Source organism: Lacinutrix sp. WUR7 (genome assembly GCF_016864015.1).
Classification (GTDB): domain Bacteria; phylum Bacteroidota; class Bacteroidia; order Flavobacteriales; family Flavobacteriaceae; genus Oceanihabitans.
Genome location: NZ_CP045067.1, coordinates 2,474,527 through 2,494,368 on the forward strand (window position 1 = coordinate 2,474,527; position 19,842 = coordinate 2,494,368).

A 19,842-nucleotide genomic window follows, 5' to 3' on the forward strand; every position below is an offset into this window, starting at 1 on the left:
ATTTACGACCTGTATTTATCGTTTAAGTGTAAAATTACCTTTTAATTCAAATTTCTTTCCATCTTGAATTACTTCGGCAAGAAACCAATAATCACTAGCTGGCATTTTTTGTCCTCTGTACGTTCCGTCCCAACCAGGAGAAGTGTGCGACAATGTTTTTAATAGTTTTCCATATCTATCAAAAATATATACAATGGTTCCTGTAAGTTGGTTAACGCCTGTAATATGCCAAGTGTCATTATAACCATCGTTATTTGGTGTCATGAAAAGTGGTGTGTCAATAATTACAATTTCTTTAGTAGCAGAAGCACAGCCATTAGCATCTAAAACAGTAATAATATGCGGCCCAAGTGTTACATTATTAAAAAAGTTAGATTCTTGTGCCGGACCATTATCTAGAATGTAGAAGTAATCACCAATACCACTAATGGTTACAGTAATATTATTTGGGTCTGAAAAATCTACTTGTTCGGTAAACTCAATAGTTGCTTGTTCTGACTCTATCACATTAAAAGTTGCAGAAGTTGGACAACCAAAATCTGTAGTAACGGTTACTGAATAACTTCCAATTTCTGTTATTTCAATTTCTGAAGTTGTAGCACCCGTAGACCAAGAATACGCATCACTACTAAAACCTGTATTCGCACTAACAATAAGCGGAAGACTTTCTAAACATATTGTTTGATCTTCAATTTCTACAACCGGTTTTCTCTCTACAATAGTATTAAAACTAGTGATGCTATAACATAAAGTGTTTTTGTTTTCAATACGAATGTAAAAGGTTTGTCCGTTAAAAGCGTAGTAATTTAAATCGGTAATTTCGTTATCGTTGTCCATAGCTTCTTCTTCTAATTCAAAGTAAGAAACTGTATAATCATTTGGATTTTGACTTCCTAAAACGATGGCTGTTTGTACCTCTAAATTAAAGAGTTGTATTTGGTCATAATCATCATCACAAGTTTGTAAGTCGGTTAACGTATTTGTAATCGGACTACTATTTACATGCAAATTGAAAGACGAAGTAGAATAACAATGTGAATTTGTGTTTTCTGCTCTTACATAAATAGTGTCATTATTTGTAGCATAGATATACGCATCGTTTGACGGATTTTGTGCATTTTGTGCATCAGTAAGATTGCTATAAAAAGTAACAGCAATATTGGTTACATCGTCTATTAAAAAATCTATGGTATCGGAAAGGTTATAGGTTTTGTCAACATTATCACATGTTTCAAAAATGGAAACAGTATTAATACTAGGAGGAACGTCTACAATTAATTCTATTGGCACAGCAACATAGCAGTTAGAAACCGTACTAGTAATTTTAATATATGCTGTTTGCGGATTGCTAGTATTGGTATAATTACTTGGGTTGTTAATTATATTGGTATGTGCTTCTGCATCGTTAAAAGAAGGATGGTAGGTTATTGCAATATCATCTTGTCTAACACCTAAAACATCTACTTCCACGTTTGTTAAATCGAAATTTATAAATCCGTCGGTATTTGTATCACATTTTTGTAAAGGACCTGTAGGGCTCACATTTGGTACTTGTATAATGTTTAATCCGAATTCTGAAATACCATGACAATACGTTCCGTTATCTATTCTAGCATAGATTTGTTGTGGGTTTTCTGTGTTTTCGTATTCTAGCGGAAGGCTGTTTTCTTCATTTTCAGCATCGTCAAAAGAAGTATAAAATGTAATGGTTAAATCTTCTGTGCTTGAAGCAGACATTTCCGCGACCTTTTCAGAAAAATCAAAAGTCTCTTTTCCATCATTTGCAATATCATCACAAACTATAAAATCTAAAGGTGCTGTGTATTCTGGAATTAATCCTACTTCAATTAAAAAAGAAGAGGTGTCAAAACAATCATGATCCGAAATATTTTCTACTCTTATATATATTCTTTGCGGATTGGCTGTATTTTGATATATATCGTTTTTATCTATAATGCTTGTTGCTGTTCTGTCTATTGCATCTTGTGCGTTTTCAAAATATAAAACCTGTTTACCAGGTTGTCCATTTAAGATTTCAACATCTTTTTCATTAAAAATAAAATCTCCTGTTTGATCTCCATCTGTTTCACAATGTCTAAAATTAGTAATTGTAGTAAAAAGAGGTTGTGTGTTTACTATTATTTCAAAAACAACAAGAGCGAAACAAGTGGTGATGTTACTTTCTACTCGTGTATAAATGGTTTGCGTATTAGCATTGTATGCAGTCGTGTTAGTAATAGCACCTGTATTTGCATTTGCATTATTTTCGGAAGTGTGAAAAGTGATCGTTAAATCGGAAGTATTGCTTACTATTTCTCCAATTTTATCTTCTAGATTTACAATATACGAAGCATCATAATCGTCATCACAAATAACAATATCAATTGGTTGCATAACCGTAGGAGCGGGAATCACTTGTATTTCTAACTCGGCAACATCATAACAGCCAGTGACAGTATTTCTAACTCGTGTATATACTATTTGCGGATTTGTTGTGTTTGTGTAAAAAGGAGGTAATGCGTTTTCATTATTATCGGCATTTTCTTCAGTTAAAAAATATTTTACAGCAGCATTTGCGATTCCAATACTTACATAATCGTTAAAATCTTCTAGAGAAATAGAGGTATAACCATCATCATCTGTATCGCAATAATCTACCGTATCTAATGGTTGAATAATGGTTGCTGGATCAATAATTAGATTAATGTTTGAAAAATAAATACATTCAGGTGTTTCAATGGTAACATATAAAGTATGCGGATTCTCTGTTACTGTGTAAGGTACCGACTTGTCAATTTCATTTTGATCAGCGGTTTGGTCGTTTTCTGTTTCATAAAAAGTAACAGTAGCATCTTCTACATTATTTGCAATTATATTGCCAACAGCATCTAAATTGAATTCAACAATACCATCATTAGAAGCATCGTCACATTTGCTAAAATCTCTAATGGCAGTTCCAGATTGTAATAAGTTTGCATGTAGTTCTACTGTAGATATAGAAGCACAACCGGTAGCGTTACTTACTACTCTAATAAATACAATTTGTGTATTTGGTATTGTATTATTAAAATTTTGATAATTTGTAATTGGGTTATCTCCAGTTTGTGCATCAGCATACGTTACATGAAATGTAACGGTAACATCTGTTAAGCCTTCTAATACATCTGGAATTATGGTGGATAAATCAAAAGAAGCTAAACCATCATCATCTGGCTCACATGCGTTAATTTGCTGTGCATCTGTGTTAATATCTGGGTTTTCTAAAACATTAATTACCAGGGTTGTTGTACTCACGCAACCGGTAGAAGCATCTACAACACTGACAAAAAGTTGTTCTGTTGTATTGATATTTGTATACGGTAAAGGAATTATATTTACTACATTGTCTGCATCGGTTTGCGAGTAATGATAGTTTACTGTGTATGCGGTGTTTCCTCCAGTAATTTCATCATTTTTATCCGAGAAGTCTATGGTTGTAAAACCATCTGAAGTTGCATCATCACAAACATCTAATTGTGTTGGGTCTGTAATTATAGGTAAAGGATTTACTACTAGATTAAATGTAGTAAATGCTAAACAACCATTATCTGTATCTTCAATTCTTACATGAATTATTTGCGGATTACTAGCGTTTACTATAGGAGTAGTTATTGGATTGTTTCCACTGTGTGCATCTGTACTCAAGGTATAATAACTAATATTGTAATTTGATGGAGGTACCGAAGCCAAGACTTGTCCATGCATTGTAGAAAGATTAAAGGTTTCTTCTTCATCATTACTAAGGTCATCACAAATTTCATAATCTGCAATATTTCCAGCAGATTGCTCTGAGCTTAATGTAACAAGAATTTCATCTGTTATCTCACAAACGCTGTCTCCAATAGGCATAGTAACGACCACTTGGTATAAACCAGATTGTGTCACGGTTTTTATATGTGGAGGTGTTTCGTTAGGAATTAACGTGCCATTTAAAAACCATTCGTATGTTGCTAAAGAGTTATCCGTGTCGGCATCTATGGTAACCGAATCGGCACAAGTTGTAATATCTGCTCCTAAATCTACGGTTGCATTAAAACTATTTCCTTCAATAAAAACAGCAGAATCATAATTCTGGTCATCTTGATCTGCAATAACTAATTTAATTTGGTATTGTACATTAGGAATAATGCTTGCTGTAGCAGAAAGTACGGTTGTTCGTCCGTTAAAGTTTGTATCTCCAATATTATAGCCATTAAAGTACATTTCGTTTTCTGCAGCACAATGACCAACAATTTCATCGTGTACGGTACTTGTGTTTACAGGAATGTTAGTTCCCGGTAGAACAGCAATGTTAGTATAAGTAGTTGTACCAACTTCTCTTAAAAGGAAAGCAAAACCATCTGAGTATTCACAAGGATAGGTTGCGTAATATTCTTCGGAAGCTAAAATATAATTAAACTGAATTTGATTGGTAACTGAAATAAAATTGAATTCAATAGATGTTGCATTTAAGGTATTCGAAATACCAAGAGCAGTTTCTATATCTGGATCGGTAGCCCAAGAGCTTTCCCCATCATGCATGTTATTTGCATTTGTGGAATTACCAGCAGAAGTAGCATTTCCTGTAGATAATAGAATTCCATTTTCAAAAGGAAAATTGGAAGTACCTTTTTCAAAATAACCATAACTAGTTAATCCATTTACACTTCCGTTTACGTTAGAAACTATATTGGAAACTTCAACACAACCTTGAATTAAACTATTTTCAATAAGTTGTTGTGGTGTTTGTGAATTATCTATGGAAATTTGTTGCGAGAATGAATCCTGCATAAAACTGATGCCTATTAAAATACACGTAAGTACTAGCTTTAGTGGAGGGTTTGTGTTTATTTGGCTCTTTTTCAATTTATTGGACTTTAATTCTAGAGGTCAAAAATACACTAAAATTAGATTAAACGCAAATAAAATCGATGAAATACCTGTCATTGAATTCACTATCTATTCAAATAAACCCATCCTGTCATGATTTTATAGTTGCTATCGTTTAAGTTCAGTACGTAAAAATAAGTACCAACAGGAAGTAATTTATTTTGATTATTTAATCCGCGATTGGCTGTTCCTTCCCATCGTTTAGAGTTGTCTCCAACAAATATTAGTGTGCCATATCTATTATATATTTGCAGTTCATGTCGTTCAAAAATATCATACAAACCTTGAATATTAAACCAATCATTTACATTGTCGTTGTTGGGTGAAAATCCTTCCGGAATAATAGGAGGACAGTTCTCAGTTATTAGATTAAATTGATAAATGGTATAACATTCTTCAGCAGCATCCTTAATATAAATAATTTGAGGACTTGCAATGCTTGAATAGTTTTCTGGATTAAGAATATTATTTTCGTTATTTACTAGGTCTTCAAATTCTTCATAAAAACGAATCGTATTTATATCTTCATATTGGATTAATTCTAATTGGTTGGTGAGATTAAAATATGCCGTATTAAAACCAAGGTCACAACTTAACATGTTTTCCAATTCTATAATTTCTGGTAGCGGAATAAGTTGTATGTTTTCTGTGGTTATATTATTGGTTTCGTTTAACTCTAAAACCATCCCGTTACCATTTCCTATATCATCCACAACAATAGTTAATATAAAAGCATCAGGAATGTTCTCTGGTATGGTGAGTGAAATATTTCCGTTTTCAAAACCATCTATAGCAATTTCATTTTCCGTGGTGCTTTGTGCAATAAGTTGATTGTTTGCATAAAACGCAATTGGAGTTTGTTCTTGTAATGTTGCGGTACTGTTTATATTATAGACGGTATAATCTAGGTCTATAGTTTTGCTATAGCAAGGAATAGAATATTGGTTAACAGCTATTGTAGCATCTGGTAGTTGACTGTTTAAAACGGTAATGATGTTATTTAAAATAATTAAATCTGCTTGTGTAGTTAACTTTATGGTTGCTGAGGTGTCTCCAGTAGCAATATTATTTTGAATGGAATATACGTCTAAATCGGCATTATAAAAGTTAGCCGAATTCGTAAAGGTATTGGTGCCATTAAAAGCATTGTTCGCTAAATTTAATGGCGGATTAGAAATTATGGTATTATTAATAGATAAGGTTTCTCCAAGATTTAAGGCATTGTCTCCTTCCCAAGCGAGAAAACCAATTTTTGCACCTTGGGTGTCTAAAACGTTCAGGTTATCTAAAAGGATGGTTTTTTCTTGTACGTTTCGGTTAATAATATCTAATCCTAAAAACAAGTTTATTTGATTTAATGGAAGTGCATTATCTTGGTATATAATGTAGATACTCCATCCTGCAAAATTGGTTCTATTCACACAGTATCCAGGATTGCTTGATAGTGTCTCTGAAATATCTAAATTCGTTAATTCATAACTCGTGTTACCCTGAGTTGTTATTAGATTTGTAATATTAGTAGCGCAAGAAAAATAGGGTAATGTACCAAAGTTATCGTCTTCAAAATTAACGTTGTACACGTTTTCGGCGGTAATAGGAATGTTGTTTAGGGACACTTCAAAATCTCCTTCTCCAGATCCAGCCCAAAACAAGAAAGCTGCCTTAATGGTTGTGTTTGCTGGCATTTGTAAAAATGCTTGTGAAGCTGGAAGGATTTGACAAAAAGTACTTTGGTTATTTTCTTCAGGATTTAACGTGTTACCAATAGCTAAATAGTCGTAATGCCCATTAAATTGCTGAAACAGGGTTATCTCTTGTGCATGAACCAGAAAAAGGCTTTTGACAAATAGCAAGATAAATAATAAGGTACAACGCGTTTTCATGGTGTGCTATGTAATTATACGCGATTGATTTTATCGTTTTAAAGCAAAATGATTGAAATATTCTCTTCCATCTTGTAATGTAACAGCAAACCAATAATCATCATTTGGTACTTTTTGCCCATTAAAGGTACCATCCCAACCAAGACTAGTAGGACTTATCTGTTTAATAAGTTTACCATAACGATTGTATATTCTAATTGTAGTATTGGGTTGTATGGTTTCAGAAACACCAGAGATTTGCCAAGTATCATGAAAGCCATCATTATTAGGAGTAAAGTATGGTGGGAAACCAATTAATGCAACAGACTGTTTTTCGATACCACAACTGTTTTTATCTCTAACATAAACAGTATGTGAACCTCCATCAATAGCTAGAAATGTATTGCTGTCTTGATATGGTCCTGTGATATCGTCTAGCGCATATTCATAATCTCCAAGTCCAATAGCTGTAATGTTTATGGAGTTGTTATTGAATATTTCAATAGGAGGAATAGTAGCAATACTTGAGGCATTTACTGTTATGGTTCTATCGGAATAACAACCTTCAGGATTTTCGAGAGAAATAGAAGATAGGTTTGTAATTCGAACCGTATAAATGCCAGATTCTGTGACTTGAATTTCAGGTGTGGTTTCTAGGGTTTCTAACCATAAAAAGGAATAATCACTTAATATCCCAGGAAGATTTCCTACCGTTAAGGTGGCAAAATCAAATCCCGAATTTTTACAAAAAATTACCGTTTCCGTTTCTTCAATTTCGGGTATTAAATTAGCAATTAATTCTAGTTCACTAACGCTATAACAATCACCAAAATTGTTATTTTCTAGTCTTACATAAATTGTATTCAGATTTAATGAGTTTTCGTAATTGGTAATATTGAAAATTGCGTTTATATTATTTTCTGCATCATTTTGGTTTTCAAAAAACGAAATATTGTTATTCGTAGCGCTAGTTGGTATGGCAGATAATAAGTTGTACTCTGCATTTTCTAAAGGCAATACGCAGCTCATTAGTGGGTTTAAATTTAATGTTGGTGGTGTTTGTGAAATATTCAAATTTCTATATATCGTTTGTGTTTCACCAGCTGTATCTATAGAAATAGTTATTGTATAATCGCCAGGGGTTGAATAAATATGTGTAGGGTTCGTTAAAGTTGAGGTATTGTCGGTTCCAGATGCAGGATCCCCAAAATTCCAAGTAATGTTATTTATAATAGAAGAAGATTCTATTTCAAAAGATGTAGTATCACCATAGCATGTATTTGAGAATACATTGGTTGCGTAAAAGTAAGATTGTATAAAAGGAGGTAAGCCGTATTGACTAGCATTTCCATTGAGGTATAAGCCTTCCGAGATGTAGTTTGCGGCTAAACCAATTTCATTAGGATTTGTTATTACTCCAAGATATTGGGAACCATATTTAGCTATATATATTCTCCCGTCTAAAGCTTGCTGTAAAGCACCTAAATCAATGTTTTCTTGAGCAATTATTATATCGGAACTAATAATAGCGCTTTCTGTATAAGGAAGTAAGTTATATTGATGGATTTTAGAACTGTTATTGTTTCTATCTATTTCTGAGATATATAGTAGTTTACTATCTGGCGAAAACTCACAACCATAAGGACCAAAATTATTGGAAGTATAATTTGAAATTGTAATCGGATTTGTTAAAATACCTGTAGAAGCATCAAAGTCAAAAATCTGTGTTTCGTTATTCTCAAAAGATTTAACACAAGCAATTTTTTGTCCATTTGGAGAGGCTTTTAAATAACCAATACTATTATTTACGTCGTTATGCATAGAACCAATAGCACTAATAATAGGTGTAGTGTTAATTCCGGAATTAGAAACTAGATAAGCAATAAATTCATTACTATTCCATTTGTGACTTATTACCCAAATGTCTACACCGTTGGCATGTTCAACAGCAGTTATTTTTTCGGCAGTTGGTGTTGTTAAAAGAATATTTTTATTGGATGTTATATCTCCTAAGCCATTATCTAAAGTTAGATCTACTTCAGAATAACGTAAACCATTAACACCAGCTTTGTCATCTACTGTAAAAAGGTAAAAAATAGCATCGGAATTTGGTTTTGGTACAATTAAGGCAGACTGTGTACTTGAAAAATCACCTAAAAGACCATTTCCATTAGGCATAATAATATGGTTTTTGTTCCAAACGTTTATACCATCAGAATAGAATAAAAGATTTCCATATTTATCTGAAATAGTAGAGCATCCTTCTTCTGTTTCTAATTCGCCACCAAGAATACTAACAGGAGAACCATTATTAAAAGTCATTCCAGCTTGTTCCCCAAAAAACCAGTTTGCTGCTTCGTTTTGCGTATAACCTTTTAAGCTTAACAGTATTAAACTGAATAAAATGATTTGTTTTAAATTCTTAGTCATTATTGCTAGAGTATTATAAATAGTTTAAACTTTACTCGTTTAACTTATAAAGGAATAAGTAGTTTAAACGGTTTCTGTATACAAATATTTTTACGTTAAAGGTAGTATTTTTCTAGTAAAGTGTTTTGGTAATTGAATGGAATTACCAGATTAATAATTTATTTGAAATGGGATGAATTTCCTCTATAAATATTGGGTTCTAAATAAATATATTAGTGTTTGCAAAAATAGATTCAATGAAAATTTTCGCAAAAATTAGTATGTTCTTTATTTGCTTTTATACTAAAAAATAACTGTTGTAAATTTTTTAGTAGTATTATCGTTTTAAGGTAAAGTGATTGAAATATTCTCTACCATCTTGAAGTAATACCGAAAACCAATAGTCATCATTTGGTAAAACACCACCATTAAATGTACCATCCCAACCTTGACCAATTGGACTAATTTGCTTTAATAGTTTACCGTAACGATCAAATATTTTAATTTTTGAATTTGGCTGAAAAAGACTAGAAACACCATAAACTTGCCAGTAATCATTAATACCATCATTATTTGGTGAAAAGAATTTAGGGAAACCGATAACAGAAATTATTTCTTTTTCAACACCACAACCATTTTTTATATCTCTAACGGAAACCGTATAAATTCCTCCAGGAGTTACATTGGTAAATATAGGACTAGATTGATAATACGTATGTAAACCTGCATCATTAAAAAGGGCATATTCATATTCTCCATCTCCCGAAGCATTAACGGTTATTGTATTATTTGTGCTAGCATCTATAATGTCAACAGATTCAATATTTGCAATACTGGATGGCTCTACCGTAATAGTCCTACTTTTTTCGCAATTATCAGCATTGGTAACGGTTATAGTATAGGTTCCTACTTGATTAATCTGAATTTGATTTGTAGTTTCTCCTGTAGACCAAGAATACGTATAATCGTTTGGGTCACCAATGACACCGCTTTCTATAGGAACTGTTTCCGGGTATGCGTTTAAACAATAAAAAGTAGTTTCATCTTCTATAAGTTGCGGACGCTTGTTTACCGTTAGATTCACTTCGCTAATACCATAACATGAATTACCATTTTCTGCTCTTGCATATATGGTATGAGTATACGGATTTGTATTGGGATATGGAGAAGTTAATGCATCCTGTTCCAAAAGCGCATCGTTATAGTTTTCATAATAGTTTACAGGAAAAGTGATACTATTAATTGTTTGTATGTCTGTTGTGAATACATCTAAATCAAAGGAGTTTATTCCATCTTCAGAATCTAATTCATCACAAGCTGGCTGTGCATTATAATCTAGTATTTGTGTTGTACTTACTTCTAATGTAAGCTTTGCAATAGAAGTACATCCTGTTGTGTCATATTTTATTAGGGCAAAAACTTCTTGCGGATTTAGCGTATTGGGATAGTTTGTTGCATCTAATTCGTTTTGCTCACTTTCAGCATCTAGTAATAAGCGGAAGTATGTAATCGAAACATTTGTAGCACCTCCAGTTAAAGCATCTTCAGCTTCTGTAAGATTAAATGTTGTAAATCCGTCTGTAACACCATCTTCATCACACTGAATTAGGCTACTATCAAAACGACTTGGAAGCGGATTTACAATGACATCAAAAAAGGTAGTGTCATAACATTCCGAATTTAATCTGTTTTCAATTCTTACAAAAATTCTTTCTAGAAATGGCGTTTGTGTATAGTAGGTATTTGCTAATGGAGTATTTCCACTATCTGCATTTGCCTGTGAATCATGATACGAAACAGCATAGTCTGCTATGTTTTGAGTACCTAAGACTTCCGAATCAAAATCGGTAAGCACGACTTCTATTTGTCCGTTAGTATCATCACCATCCACATCGTCATCACAAGTAGTAAAGTTATCTACAAAGTTAGCAGTAGGTGTTTTAAATACTTTAATGGTAAAAGAAGTGGTATCATAGCAACCAGAGTACGCTATGTTTTGTATTCTAGCAAAAATAGTTTGCGGATTATCTTGATTATCATAGGAACCTATGATTTCATTGTCAAAATCATCTGCGTCTTCTTGACTTGCAAAATAATGAACACTGAAATTACGGGAATCCTGAGTTCCTAATATGTCCGCGTTTTGAGAAGTGAAATCAAAAGCCCATTGGTCATTATTATTGTCATCACAAACGGAAAGATCTAAAGGTTGGTTAGCAACAGGAGGTGTATAATAACTTACAATTGCTTGTCCTTCTTTAGATTCACAATCATTTCCAGGTATTTCTATTAATACTTCATAATTACCATCTGTAAATACGGTTAATTCATTTGGAACTGTTGGCGTCGCAATGGGAATACCATTATTTGTCCAAGTGTAAGTCGCTCCAGGAATAACTTCAGCAACCAAAGTGTAGTTTTCTCCAATACACAATGGTAATTGTATGTTTTGTGTTGTGGAAGTATTATCTATAATATCAATTTTTTCAGAAAAGAAGGAAGAAATAAAAGGCGGTAAACCTTGTCTTGCTAATCGGCCATTTAAACTTATTGTATTAAGTGTGTAATTACAATTAATACCTAAAGTATTAGGAGCCTCTATGGTGCTTAAATTTGGTAAACCTGTGTTATAGGTGCTACTTTCAGTTTTGTATATTTTATTGTCAGGACCTAATTGTAATGCGCTTCTAAATCCTTGTTTACTTTCAATAGTAACTTGACTACCAGCTATGTTTGCTGCTGTTAAATCAAATTGAAGCAAGGCACTTTTATGATTGTTTGGATTATCATTCTGACTAGAACTTGTACTAGAATAATCATTATATGTACTAATATAAAGAAGTTCACTATTGGAAGAAAATTCCACACCATAAGCGTAAATGGCACCATTAAGACCCGCTGAGTTTATGTTTAATAATTGCGGGTTAGATACAGAACCATCCGTTACATCAAAATCAAAAAGAAATAAACCTCTACGAATGTTTGCCGAAACTAATTTTGTTCCATCTGGTGATAATTTTAAATAACCTCTTCTTTCAGATATAGTTCCTCCCGTAGTACTAATAGTAGGATTGGTGTTTACTCCTGTTGGGCTTACTTCAAAAGCATAAAACGTATTATTATTGGAGTCTGTAGCGCTCGGATTTGTAAGCGCATCATTATCCGCATAGGAAACTACCCAAATATTTCCAGAGACGCAGTCTTTAAGAACAGCACTTAATTTTTCCGAAGCTTTATATAGCAAACGTTGGTTTTTTAAAGTAGTCAAACCCCCTAAGCCTCCAGCTAAAGTCATGTCTACTTCAGAATAATTAAAGCCTCTGTCGGGTTGACTTTGGTAAGTTGTTCCTTGTGTGAAAATATAAAATATATTAGGATCTTCTGGTTTTGGAATTATAATAGCCGATTGTGTACTAGAAGGGTTTCCATATAAGGTATTACCATTTAGCATCACTTGGTGGTTCCTATTATATACCGTAATACCATCTGTATAAAACAGAAGGTTTCCATCATTATCCGAAATACTTGTACAACCTTCGTCTGTTCTTAATAAACCATCTGTTAAAGCGGTTACCGCTCCTGTATTATTATCGAAACTAATACCCGCATTATCCCCAAAATACCAGTTAGATGCTTGGTCTTGAGAATAGGTTAGAGAATATGTTAAAAAAAGGAGGTATAATATTTTTTTCATCTTATATAGCAATAGCTACCAAAGATATTACATTTTTATTTGAATATAAGGTGATGAATGTTAAAATGGCTTTTGTTTGAAAGGCTATAAATCTCTATTTTTTAAAATTCTATAGGATAGAAATAAGAAAATGGCTGTCCAACATAGTACAATAACAATTTCGTTCCCATGTACAGCATAATCATAAGTAAGATCCATTTTGTCTGGAAACTTGGTCATCATGATACGTTGAAAAGGTTGGTCTATTAGTTTGTACATAGATTTTAAAGGGAAGAAATTCTGAATTTTTTCTGCCAATTCAAAATTAGCTTGCCAAGTAATCAATCCTAAAATGATATACTCAAAAATGTATAAAACAAAGAGGAAAGCTAGCGCGAATGCCGAGCGTTTTACAAGCATACCAAAGAATAAGCATAAGGTAAAAAAACCAACAAGCTTCACAAAATAGGCTACTAAGAAATTAGTTTCTCTAAAAATGATACTCGCTTCGGTATAACTAGAATAGTACATACCAATACAAAAAGAAGCTACTGCTATTAAAATAGTTGCTATTAAGGAAAAGAATACAATGGTGTAAAACTTAGAGAGTATAAATTCCTTTTTACTTAAACCATCAATTAAGTTCTGTTTTATGGTTTTATTGCTATACTCATTCCCAATCATACTTACTACAACAATGGCAAAAAAGAATTTGAATTGTGCGGCAAAAAACGTGGTAATATGCCAAATGATAGGAAAGTTAAAAATACCTAATTCGCCCAATTCTAATGTAAAAAAGCCAAAGAAGTTTATTTTTATAGAGGAAAGAATTAATACGGTAAACGGTAAAATAAAGGATATAAATATAAGTACTCTACTAGCTCTATTTAATAGTAGTTTTTGTAATTCAAGATTTAATAGTCGTAACATGGGTTTGGTTTTGGTGCTGAAACAAGTTCAGTATAAATGGATGAATTAGTTTTTGTCTGTAAGCTGAAGAAATTGTTCTTCAAGACTTTCTTTTCGTTGTACTAAATGGGATAATACGATTCCTTTTTCAAACATCAACTTATTGAAATCTGAAGCATCCATTGGTGCATTTAAAAAGGCAGTAATTAAACCGTTTTCCACTTTTATGTTTTTAAAAGTAGTATTACTTTCTAATAGCTTTATTAAATCTTCTTGTTTGTCGGCTTTTAATTCAAAAAAACCATGGCTCGAAATCATTTCGTCTACACGACCAGAATATAATTTTTCTCCTTTACGAAGTACTACAACATGCGAGCATACTTTTTCTACTTCGTCGAGTAGGTGAGAAGCTAAAAGAATGGTAGTTCCTTTTGCTGCAATATCTTGTATTATTTTACGTATTTGATGAATCCCTTGCGGGTCTAATCCGTTTGTCGGCTCATCAAGAATTAATATTTCAGGATCATTTAATAAAGCCGAAGCAATAGCTAGACGTTGTTTCATACCTAAAGAATAGGTGTTAAACTTGTGGTCTTTTCTATCTTCTAAACCAACAACAGCTAGTTTTTCTTCAATTTTACAATAATCAACGCCTTTAATTTTGCAAACCAGTTTTAGGTTTTGAGCAGCTGTCATGTATGGGTAAAAGTTAGGACGCTCAATAATGGCTCCCACTTTTTTTAATGCATCATGTGTAGATACCGTTCCATCAAACCATTTAAAATCTCCTTGCGTTTTGTTTACCACATTTAAGACAATTCCTAATGTTGTAGATTTCCCACTTCCGTTTGGTCCAAGAATACCATAAACGTTTCCTTTTTTTATAGTAAACGAAAGGTCTTTTACTGCTGTGAGATAGCCAAATTTTTTGGTAAGGTTATTAATCGTAAGAATAGATTCCAAAGTATTAAGGTTTGATTAGTTATAGGTAAGACGAAGGAAGCCGAAAAATGTTACAGATTAAAATGAAAAAGCACCCTAATTATTTAAATTAGAGTGCTTAAAATTTTATAATAGAACTTTATTTAGTTCCAGTTTTCTTCAAAGTCTAGATTGTCATAATCGTTAATATCATAACCATCATCAAACTCGTCAAATTCATCTAAATCATCACTTTCAAAGTTTTTAATAGGCGCTTCATCCGGAATTTGACCATGCACAAACATCAAGTTTGGGTAATCTTGTCCTTCGGCTTCCTCTACAATTTCAGCTAGCTCCACATAAAAGGTCCACATGCTTAAAAAGTCGTACACATAAATTAGTTTGGTAGCCATCTCATGTGTTACATCGTTAATTGCAGTTTCGTTCATTAAACGCACAGCATTGGCACCTTCGCTAACATCAAACATCGAGATTTCTTCGCCTTGTTCCCAAGTATCGTTACTTATATAAAAGGAAGCCATTTCTAATCCGTCAAAACCAAAAGACTGGGTGATGATGTTATGTAAGTCTTCTAAAGTATCTGTTTCGCGGATTTCTAAATCACGAAAAATATCTTCTTCGGTGTCATTATCTAGTACTACTCTAAATCTGTAAATCATGGTAAAATATTATTTTGCAAAGATACGATTTCCATACTCTAAAAACCAAGAACTAAATTCCAACTTTTGGTATTTTAATTAAAGCGTTTTTTACTTTATCTACTATAACGATGCAGTGTAAATGTCATAGCGCTTAATAAGAAAAAAGCGCCAATTTGATGTGCAACACCTAATACTAATGGTACTTGATATATAATGGTTAGTACACCTAGTAAAAATTGAAATCCGACCAATATTAATAAGGAATGGATTGCTATTTTTTGATATCTAGTAGTTGTTTTCTTTTTTGCTTGAAACCATATAATGAAAATGAAAATAACGACTATATAGGCAACTGTTCGATGTATAAACTGAATACCACTTGGGTTTTCAATAAGATTTTTATAAAACGGATGAAGGATATAGACGGTTTCGTGCATAAATTTACCTTCGTTCATTAAAGGCCAATGGTTATGTAGTAACCCGGCTTTTAAACCAGCTACAAAAGCGCCGTAAATAATTTGAAAAATTAATAGGATGTAACCAATACCAATAAGATTTCTAAACTTTTTGTCAACAGCTTTTTTCTCTGGAAATATTAAATCAAGAGCAACCCATAATGTTGCGGCAAAAGTTAAAAAGGCAGTGGTTAAATGTGCTGCCAATCTAAAATGACTTACATCTGGTTTATCTACTAATCCGCTTTTTACCATATACCAACCTAAAAAACCTTGAAAGCCTCCAAGAACAAGAAGTACGATGCATTTTTTTATTGTTTTTTTGCTAAGCTGTTTGGTTGCTAAAAAGTATAAAAATGGAATGATAAAAACCATGCCTATTAAACGACCAATGACGCGGTGTAGCCATTCCCAGAAATAAATACTTTTAAAATCTTCTAATGTAAAATGGGAATGTAGTTTTTGAAATTCTGGATATTGCTGGTATAACGCAAAAGCTTCTTGCCATGCAGCTTCGCCAATAGGAGGAATAGTTCCTGTTATTAATTTATAATTAGAGATGGATAAACCAGAATCTGTTAATCTAGTAATACCTCCAACTACTACCATAACGAAGATTAATAAACAGCCAGTAAACAGCCAGTAGATTACTTTTTTATTGTCCTTTTTCATTGTTGAATTAATTCTTTTTCAAAACATAAGCTATTTTCCATAGCAACGTATTGACCGTAATTAGAAATGATTTTATACTTACTCTTTTTATAAAAGGAAACTGCTTCCACTTGTCTAATTCCTGTTTCTAAAATGCAGGTTTTATACTGTAACTCTTTAGCCCAATTTTCTAGTTCCTGTAGTATTTTACCAGCAATGCCATTTCCTCTTGCATCCGGTTTTGTAAACATGCGTTTTATTTCTACGCTACTTGTATGAAATTCTTTAAAAGCACCACAACCAACAGGCTTATTATCTATGTATGCTACAATAACATGTTGTAAAACATCAATATTATTGTATTGGTTATAGAAGTCGTGTTCTTCTCCGTCAGTTATTTTTAAATAGGAATCTAGTTGTTTTACTAAGTAAACAAAGTCGTTATTTTCAGAATTCGTTCTAACTAAATCCATTTTTTTGTTTTTTTACTTACGGAACACTGCCAACTACTCGCTTTTTGTTAGTCCTAAACGTGCTCCTTCTTTTAGCATTAATTGAAAAGCGGCATCAAATTCATTCGGGATTTCTCCTTCTAAAATAGCTTCTTTTATCACTTCTTTAATAAGTCCGATTTCTTTGGAAGGCTTCAAATTAAAAGCTTTCATAATTTCTTCACCAGATATTGGGGGTTGAAAATTACGAACACTATCTCTTTCTTCTACTTCTACAATTTTTTCACGAACAATCTTAAAATTGTTATGATATTTCTTAAATTTATGTGGATTTTTAGTAGTAATATCTGCTTCGCAAAGTGTCATTAAATCATCTACATATTCACCAGCATCAAAAACCAAACGACGTACTGCAGAATCGGTAACATCTTGTGCTAATACAATAGGTCTGGAACTCATAAAAACCATTTTTTGGACAAACTTCATTTTGTCATTCAATGGCATTTTTAGTCTTTTAAATAAGCGATACACCATTTTTGATCCTTCAAATTCATGCGAATGAAAGGTCCAACCTACTTTTTTACTAAATCTTTTTGTAGGCGCTTTACCAATATCATGTAAAAGTGCAGCCCAACGTAACCAAAGATTATCTGTGTTTGGAGCAATATTATCTACCACCTCTAAGGTGTGGTAAAAATTGTCTTTATGTTTTTGACCATCTACTTCGTCAATTCCTTTTAAAGCAGATAATTCAGGAAGTATGTGTTTTAATAATCCGGTTTCTTCTAATAACAAGAATCCGATAGAAGGTTTTTTAGATTCTAAAATTTTATTTAGTTCCACAACAATACGCTCTTTGGTAATTATATGTATCCGTTCGTTATTTCTTTTAATAGCGTCAAGAGAATCTTTTTCAATAATAAAATCCAACTGTGTCGCAAAACGAATAGCTCGCATCATACGCAATGGATCGTCACTATACGTAATATCTGGATTTAATGGCGTTTTAATGATTTTTGCATCCAAATCTTCTATGCCTTGAAAAGGATCTAGAAGGTCCCCAAAATTTTCTTCCGATAAATCTAAAGCCAATGCATTTATAGTAAAATCTCTTCGGTTTTGGTCGTCTTGCAAGCTGCCATTTTCTACAACGGGATTTCTGCTGTCTTCGTTATAGGATTCTTTTCTTGCACCAACAAATTCAATTTCAATGTCTTCATAGCGAAGCATTGCAGTACCATAGGTTTTAAATACTTGTACTTTTGGTTGGTTGGGTAAGTTTTTTGCTACTTGTTTTGCTAATGCAATGCCGCTACCAATAGCAACAACATCTATATCTTTTGCAGTACCTCGTTTTAAAATAAAATCGCGTACAAAGCCACCAATAACATAACTGTCTAGCTGTAGTTCTTTTGCAGATTGCGAAATGATTTTGAATATTTTATTTTGTAATGCGTGTTTGTAATTCATAAAAAAAATTCCAAAAAACTAAATTTCAAATAACAAATTCATTAATTGGAATTGGATACTTGAAGTTTGAATTTTATTTTCGTATAACTTTAACAATACCATTGCTGCCTAATTTAATAATAGACGAAGGTTTTGTTGTTTTTTTTTCGTGGTGCAAATTTACAACATAGTCTACACCTTTTATAATCTCTTGAGGTATTTCTTTAAAGGATTTTGGAGTAGGAGCACCACTAATATTTGCTGAGGTAGACACAATTGCACCATTAAGTTTTCTGCAAATTTGGTAGCAAAATTCATCATCCGGAATTCTAATCGCAATGGTTTTGTCTTTTGCTATTAAATTAGGTGCTAGGTTTTGTGCATCATCATAAATGATGGTAATCGGGTTTTCGGCAACATCAAAAATACTTTGTGCAGCGTCGGGTATTTTTTTTATATACTTAGTTAGCATTCTTTCATCTGCAACTAAGCAAATCATAGCTTTGGTTTCTATACGTTTTTTAAGCTTATAAATTTTTGTAACTGCTTCGGCATTAGTAGCATCACAGCCAATTCCCCAAACTGTATCTGTAGGATATAAGATTATTCCGCCATTTTTTAGAATTTCAATGGTGTTTTTAATTTCTTTGTGCATATATAACTATAAAAGTGTAACTAATTTTATTAAATGAATAGAATAGAATCCATAAAACTAATTGTAATTTTGCGATATGAACTACGAAATTAAAAGTAATTTTTCAGAATTCGAAGCTGTATTAAAAGATTATATTCAAAATTTTGATACTAAAGGCGATGATTATGGTAATCAGAAACGAAATTCGTTAAAACTATTTAAGTTAAATGAATTAACCATTAATGTAAAATCATTTCGAATTCCTAATGTTGTTAATCAGGTAGTTTATAAATATTTCAGAAAAAGTAAAGCCGAACGTTCTTATATTTACGCTAATAAATTATTGGAATTACAAATTGGTACGCCAAAACCTATTGCTTATTTTGAATTACCTTCTCCTTTTTTATTTAAGAAAAGTTATTATGTGAGTGAGCAATTGGATTGTGATTTAACGTATAGAGAGCTTTCTAGAGATTTGAATTATCCAGATCACGAAGTTATTTTACGAGCTTTTACAAGGTTTACTTATAAGTTACATCAAAATAATATTAACTTTTTAGACCATTCACCTGGTAATACTTTAATTAAAAAAGTAGGAGAGGAGTATCAATTTTATTTGGTAGACTTAAATAGAATGGAGTTTAAACCGATGCCTTTAGAAACAAGAATTAAAAATTTTGCTCGATTAACTGTTCAAAAATCTATGGTGAAAACCATGAGCGATGAATATGCTAAAATTTCTAATGAAGATTTTGATACTATTTATAAACTTATGTGGAAGGAAACCGAAGATTTTCAAAATAGCCACAATAGGAGAAGAGACTTAAAAAAGAAATTGAAATTCTGGAAAAAATAAT

The 19,842-nt window shown here is 32.3% G+C and carries 12 protein-coding genes; 1 reads left to right on the forward strand and 11 read right to left on the reverse strand.

Features of this window, described 5'->3' with window-relative positions; translation table 11 throughout:
* Window positions 1-15: 15 nt before the first annotated feature.
* The 11 genes from FG167_RS10730 to FG167_RS10780 all read right to left on the reverse strand — a co-directional run bounded on the left by FG167_RS10730 (window position 16) and on the right by FG167_RS10780 (window position 19,006).
* Window positions 16-4,809 (reverse strand): T9SS type B sorting domain-containing protein, encoded by a 4,794-nt coding sequence (locus FG167_RS10730; protein WP_203458273.1) that lies wholly within the window; start codon window positions 4,807-4,809, stop codon window positions 16-18.
* A 164-nt stretch (window positions 4,810-4,973) separates the two neighbouring features.
* The gene (locus FG167_RS10735) at window positions 4,974-6,791 is read right to left on the reverse strand and encodes a gliding motility-associated C-terminal domain-containing protein (RefSeq protein ID WP_203458274.1); all 1,818 of its coding nucleotides are present in this window, start codon (window positions 6,789-6,791) and stop codon (window positions 4,974-4,976) included.
* Between the two features lie 30 nt (window positions 6,792-6,821).
* Window positions 6,822-9,200: a T9SS type B sorting domain-containing protein gene (locus FG167_RS10740; protein ID WP_203458275.1), complete on the reverse strand. Its 2,379-nt coding sequence runs from the start codon at window positions 9,198-9,200 to the stop codon at window positions 6,822-6,824.
* 316 nt (window positions 9,201-9,516) lie between these two features.
* The gene (locus FG167_RS10745) at window positions 9,517-12,873 is read right to left on the reverse strand and encodes a T9SS type B sorting domain-containing protein (RefSeq protein ID WP_203458276.1); all 3,357 of its coding nucleotides are present in this window, start codon (window positions 12,871-12,873) and stop codon (window positions 9,517-9,519) included.
* An 84-nt stretch (window positions 12,874-12,957) separates the two neighbouring features.
* A complete protein-coding gene (locus FG167_RS10750) occupies window positions 12,958-13,782 on the reverse strand; it encodes an ABC transporter permease (protein ID WP_203458277.1) in 825 nt (274 codons plus the stop codon).
* A 45-nt stretch (window positions 13,783-13,827) separates the two neighbouring features.
* Complete coding sequence (locus FG167_RS10755) at window positions 13,828-14,724, reverse strand: ABC transporter ATP-binding protein (RefSeq protein WP_203458278.1); 897 nt, start codon at window positions 14,722-14,724, stop codon at window positions 13,828-13,830.
* A gap of 122 nt (window positions 14,725-14,846) precedes the next feature.
* Entirely contained in the window at window positions 14,847-15,362 is a 516-nt protein-coding gene (locus FG167_RS10760; RefSeq protein ID WP_203458279.1) for a hypothetical protein, read from the reverse strand.
* A gap of 95 nt (window positions 15,363-15,457) precedes the next feature.
* The gene (locus FG167_RS10765) at window positions 15,458-16,471 is read right to left on the reverse strand and encodes a COX15/CtaA family protein (RefSeq protein WP_203458280.1); all 1,014 of its coding nucleotides are present in this window, start codon (window positions 16,469-16,471) and stop codon (window positions 15,458-15,460) included.
* Window positions 16,468-16,923 carry a GNAT family N-acetyltransferase gene (locus FG167_RS10770; protein ID WP_203458281.1) on the reverse strand — a complete coding sequence of 152 codons (456 nt, stop codon included), beginning with the start codon at window positions 16,921-16,923 and terminating at the stop codon, window positions 16,468-16,470. The genes FG167_RS10765 and FG167_RS10770 overlap by 4 nt, the downstream gene beginning before the upstream one ends.
* A gap of 33 nt (window positions 16,924-16,956) precedes the next feature.
* Window positions 16,957-18,372 (reverse strand): CCA tRNA nucleotidyltransferase, encoded by a 1,416-nt coding sequence (locus tag FG167_RS10775; RefSeq protein WP_203458282.1) that lies wholly within the window; start codon window positions 18,370-18,372, stop codon window positions 16,957-16,959.
* 73 nt (window positions 18,373-18,445) lie between these two features.
* On the reverse strand, window positions 18,446-19,006 hold the full coding sequence (locus FG167_RS10780) for an L-threonylcarbamoyladenylate synthase (RefSeq protein ID WP_203458283.1): 561 nt from the start codon (window positions 19,004-19,006) through the stop codon (window positions 18,446-18,448).
* Between the two features lie 76 nt (window positions 19,007-19,082).
* Here FG167_RS10780 and FG167_RS10785 point away from each other — a divergent pair, with 76 nt between their 5' ends.
* Window positions 19,083-19,841 (forward strand): lipopolysaccharide kinase InaA family protein, encoded by a 759-nt coding sequence (locus FG167_RS10785; protein WP_203458284.1) that lies wholly within the window; start codon window positions 19,083-19,085, stop codon window positions 19,839-19,841.
* The last annotated feature ends 1 nt before the right edge of the window (window position 19,842 follow it).

What these genes read in the sequence shown, in the direction of transcription:
- FG167_RS10745 (WP_203458276.1), bottom strand. Translation starts at nt 12,873, where the DNA reads ATGAAAAAAATATTATACCTCCTTTTTTTAACATATTCTCTAACCTAT.
- FG167_RS10775 (WP_203458282.1), bottom strand. Translation starts at nt 18,372, where the DNA reads ATGAATTACAAACACGCATTACAAAATAAAATATTCAAAATCATTTCG.
- FG167_RS10785 (WP_203458284.1), top strand. Translation starts at nt 19,083, where the DNA reads ATGAACTACGAAATTAAAAGTAATTTTTCAGAATTCGAAGCTGTATTA.
- FG167_RS10740 (WP_203458275.1), bottom strand. Translation starts at nt 9,200, where the DNA reads ATGACTAAGAATTTAAAACAAATCATTTTATTCAGTTTAATACTGTTA.
- FG167_RS10750 (WP_203458277.1), bottom strand. Translation starts at nt 13,782, where the DNA reads ATGTTACGACTATTAAATCTTGAATTACAAAAACTACTATTAAATAGA.
- FG167_RS10780 (WP_203458283.1), bottom strand. Translation starts at nt 19,006, where the DNA reads ATGCACAAAGAAATTAAAAACACCATTGAAATTCTAAAAAATGGCGGA.
- FG167_RS10765 (WP_203458280.1), bottom strand. Translation starts at nt 16,471, where the DNA reads ATGAAAAAGGACAATAAAAAAGTAATCTACTGGCTGTTTACTGGCTGT.
- FG167_RS10735 (WP_203458274.1), bottom strand. Translation starts at nt 6,791, where the DNA reads ATGAAAACGCGTTGTACCTTATTATTTATCTTGCTATTTGTCAAAAGC.
- FG167_RS10760 (WP_203458279.1), bottom strand. Translation starts at nt 15,362, where the DNA reads ATGATTTACAGATTTAGAGTAGTACTAGATAATGACACCGAAGAAGAT.
- FG167_RS10730 (WP_203458273.1), bottom strand. Translation starts at nt 4,809, where the DNA reads ATGCAGGATTCATTCTCGCAACAAATTTCCATAGATAATTCACAAACA.
- FG167_RS10770 (WP_203458281.1), bottom strand. Translation starts at nt 16,923, where the DNA reads ATGGATTTAGTTAGAACGAATTCTGAAAATAACGACTTTGTTTACTTA.